This window comes from Roseobacter sp. HKCCA2468, from assembly GCF_037805105.1.
Taxonomy (GTDB): domain Bacteria; phylum Pseudomonadota; class Alphaproteobacteria; order Rhodobacterales; family Rhodobacteraceae; genus M30B80.
This window is the reverse complement of the sequence record NZ_JBBLYN010000016.1, coordinates 1-4694: the sequence shown is the minus strand read 5'-3', so window position 1 is coordinate 4694 and position 4694 is coordinate 1. Positions and strand designations below refer to the sequence as shown.

1 protein-coding gene is annotated in these 4694 nt (G+C 47.6%); it reads left to right on the top strand.

All coding sequences use genetic code 11. From position 1 onward, the window contains the following. Positions 1 to 56 precede the first annotated feature (56 nt). Positions 57 to 4667 carry a beta strand repeat-containing protein gene (locus AAC620_RS12295; protein WP_340245395.1) on the top strand — a complete coding sequence of 1537 codons (4611 nt, stop codon included), beginning with the start codon at positions 57 to 59 and terminating at the stop codon, positions 4665 to 4667. The last annotated feature ends 27 nt before the right edge of the window (positions 4668 to 4694 follow it).

Genomic DNA, 4694 nt, shown 5'->3' with positions numbered 1-4694 from the left:
ACTCGGCAAACGCGAGTGCTATTCCAACCGCAGCTGATTACAACGCCGCAGGTGTCTTGGGGCTATCAGATAGTACGGAGAGTATTACTGATGCGCTTGTGACAGCGATTAATTACAAGCTGTTTGAAGGCAACGCACCGACGACGGTTAACACCGCCTCTGAGCTTCAGTCATATGTCGATTCGGCGAACGTAATCGTTAACAAGATACAAAACCTTGCAGCTGGCACTTATACAACAACAGCAGAAACAGACTACGTTGATCTCGTCTATTCCTTCGCAAATGGAGATTTTAGTGAGGATTCAGCGAATGTTTATTATGATGCAGCGTCTACTTCATCTGAAATATCTTCCAATTTAACGGGCCAGATCACTGGATGGCAGTTGATTAACCAACAGATCATTTTAGGAGAAAATGATCCTACTGTTGATGATAGATTGGGTGTATACCAGGGGCAATTAGCCGGTGAAATAGAACCAGAAAGTACAACATTTGCAGCTAAGGGAGGTGGAGACTACGCGGCGAATAGTGTTGATGATAATTACGGAGGGGGTACCACTTCGATAGTCCAAAATTTTTATAACACGCTGTCGACTGACTTAGGAAACTGGAATTTTATGTCTATTCAGACTATTTCTGGCGTCCAATCGGTTCCTACGCAAAATGATGGGATAAACGTCTACGATCCAGATGATAGTGGAACGCATGGTGAAGTCTTAGAATTAGGCATGGCACTGGATCACAGAACAAGTGACGGTTCGTCCTCAGGATCTGGGTCCACGTCGACTTACCGAGGACCAGCCGTCGTCAGTACCGAGTCGTTCTATTTATCAGCCGGGGATAAAGTATCGTTCGACTGGCGCTCTCTATACTTAAATGATCAGTACGATGTGTATGGTTATTTAGCTAAGGTTGATGCGAGTTCAGCTTCGGACCACATAACTATCTTGGACGCCGAAGGTGATGATTCGCAGGATTATGATGACTTCACAACCAATTGGGCAACCAATTCGGTTACGCTAGGGGATGGGCAAGAGGGCGAGTATAAGTTCGTATTCGTCGCTGGGTCGTGGGACACGCATTCTGGAACGCAAGTGGGGTCATTACTTTGGTTAGACAACATCAAGATCGAATTGGCCTCTGGTTTGGCACCGATCGTCTTTGCTGGAGTGGAGTTTGATGGAGATAACTTTGTACAAGACTCAGCTACTCTAAAGGCCGCCCAACAAGTCTTCGACCGCGAAGCTAAAGACGGTACAGGATTTGTCACTGCAGCAGCATCCGCTACTGATCCTGCCGTCCTCGGTTGGAAAGATGACGGAACCTTCAACAAGAAGCCGGCAATCCTGCAGACCGTTCGAATTGCCTCCGGCGATCTTGATTTGGATAACAATGGTACAACAGGCGATGAGGACCAGAGCGTTCTGCCCGGTTGGTTTGATATTGAGGGTTGGGATGCAGATGCTGCTGAGTGGGTTTCGATCCAAACCTTTGGTGCAGATGGTTCTGCGGCCACTCCATCATCAAAGCCTGTCATTGATGGTGTAGAGTATTACGAGTTTGATATTACAAGTGGCGAAGCCCGGGCTTTCACAGGCTTTCGTATGAAGGCGTATCAGTCTCAAGATGGCGATGCTGACATCGCGATTTCTGAGCTCGACTTTATGGCGCTGCCGGCAACTTTGACGGCAATTGACCTAGCACTGCCTGAACTCGAGTCTATCGGTATAACTGGTGCGAGCGCAGGTAATTTGGCCGCTGTAAATGCGCTTATAAAAGCTCAACTCGCGGGCACTAATGTTGACCTTATCTCTGAGATTCAGGGACTGGTAGATAATGTTGTCGCATCTGAACAGGTTGTTCGAAACTGGATGAACGATACCAGTGTCACAGATGTGGATGGTGATCAGGAGTTTGATGCTGGTGTCGACACAAACGTGCCAACACCGCAGGATTACTACAATCTTGGCTTGCGCTACATAGAGGATAGCGCAGGTGTCCGTCATATGATTACGGATACAAATATCGCTGCTGTTAACGAATTGGTGGCGGAGCAGACCGTTGCCGCGGATCTGACAGCAAGCTTGGGTAGCGTATTTGCGACCGCAGCAAGTGGTGATCGAATTGTTGCAATCAACAAAATCGCTTCCATTGCTCAGGCAACGGCGTCAGAACTAGCACTTACCGCTGCTAATCTTGCAGACGGGGATGCGGTGTACCTGCAGCTTACAGCAAACGGTGTGACAGAAGAGGTATCTGCAACGCTGACAAGCGAAACACTATCTGCAGCTTCACTTGCGTTCGCATTGAATGCGTCACTGGGAAGCGACTCTGCGTTCACTATCAGTGAAAATGCTGGTGATATTGTCATCACACGAAATGATGGTGCGGCGTTTACCGTGGTTGAGTCTGCAGCCAATACCTCTTCGGGTTCCTGGACACTCACAGATACAGATAGCAACTTTTTATCAGCAATCAGCACGTCAAGTTTGACCGTTTCGGCAACGAGTGACTTGCCAACGATTGCTGATTTTGCGGCAGCGGGTATTACCGGCGTTAATTCTGATACCTATCAGCCAACCATTAATTATCTGGTAGCTCAATCTGCGTACTCGAACATTGATACTCAAAGGGAAATTCAGGTCCAGGCTCATAGATTAAGTATGGAGAAAATTCGGGGTCTCGCCACTGTGCAAGGGGTTTCTCAAGTACTAACCGAAAATTCTCAAACACAAACGCTTGATGCCGGTGAAATTATTTCGCTGAAGTTAGAGTCGATCTACGGCGCTAAGACAATCAGTGCCACAGTGACTGAAGAAATGCTAACGGGCTCTGGCTATCGTAATTGGGGACCAAGTATAGGTACTGCTCTTGCGGCGCAATTGGATCCCAATGACGGCTATACCATAATCGGCCCTACGTCAGACACGTTAAAAATCTCCCGTTCTGATGGTGCTAACTTTACCATTTCAGCGGTGTCTATAACGAATGGAGGGACTTGGGAGCTTGTGTACGGTAACGTTAACGACCAACTAAAGGTCGGTATGTCTGGAGATACGGCGTCTGGAGACAGTATCACTGTCACTGACCCTTTTAGCGATTTCACGCCTCCTACCGTACAAGATTACACTAATCTGGGCATATCAGGAGTGGACTCGTCTAATATTGGTATTGTGAACGCGCGATTGGTTTCGCTAACCTCTGAAAGTCAAATCGACACCGTAGCAAAGATTCAAGGTTACGCGTTCCCCCCAACGCAGACCGTGAGTATCGACAGTGTCTTTTATACCACCACGGAGGTGGTCACGAGGGATATCACGATTAACACGTCGTTGGAGCACTCGGGGACTACAAGGAATATATTCGCTCTCGATAGTTTCGTGGCGGGTACCTATACAATGCGGTTTGATGATGTTAGTGCTACTTTCACAGTTAGTCAGAACGAAAGCCGTTATCCTCAAATTTACATAAAAAATGCGCTAGACGACGCGTGGGAAGCTGCCGGAAAATCGGGCGCATTCGATGTGTCAGCAAGCTCAAGTACGATAAACATAGTGCCGCCATCGAGCAACACCGATAGTGATGGTCTTCTGGACATTAGCCGATCGGTCACGGAGAACCTCGCGGTTACAGATACTGATTTTATTGTCAAGCATGACACTGGTTTCACGGTTAATGCGACCCTCAGTGCTCCACTGTCGGATGCCGATCATAGGTTGATGTACTCCAACGATGGTGGTATCAGCTTTATCGATATTTCAGATAGTGTCTCTGGCACTGACGTTGTGTATCAGGAGACAAGCTTTACCGCATCCGAAACGGTAGTTTTGAAAGTCGTCGATATCATCACTGGTGTTGAATCCACATCGAGCTCGCAAACTATCACCGTGGACACTCTTATTCCTATAGCGCCAACACATTCGGTTACGGGCACGGACATAACAGTTACCGGTGAGGCGCTTGCGGACATTTACTTAATCTTAGATGACGCAGGCACATCAGCGGGATCTATTAAGTTTGATGTAATCGATAAAATCGGTACAGCTGACACAGTTGCGCTGCAAAACCTCTTGGCCTTGGATACACACCAATGGGCACGAGGTACGATTGCGTCTGATGGGACGACAGGTACGATTGATGCATCTGGTCTGATGGATGGCACCTACAATCTGTATCAGGTTGATAGGGCTGGTAACTTCTCACCTGTATCGACTACCTCTATAACGGTAGGCGCTAATGGTGGTGATATTGCGTCGAATAGCGTTACAGATGGAACCTCGTCTACTTACGAATATGACGTCGAGTTCCTTAGCATCGACAATGGTACAGTTATCTCCTTCAGTGATCCATCAACAGCCGCGGTTGCTAGTAATGGCGTAAAAGATGTGGTTGTGACCATCGATCTCAATGACGTCGCTGAGAACGACATTGTCGAATTATATGTTGATGATCAGTTGATCTTCTCGAAAGAGGTGACAGATAGTGATAAAACAACTGGAACTATCACAACTGACACGCTTGATTTTGACGCCAAAGATGTAACGACCGGTACTACAACCGCGTCAATGGACCCAACAGATGATATCGTGACGTTGGAACTGCGGGTCAAGCATCAGGGCCTGTATGTCCAGGATGACGGTGATGTCACCTGGGACTATCAGTGGTGATACGGCGAGAGGAGTTTAATGACATGA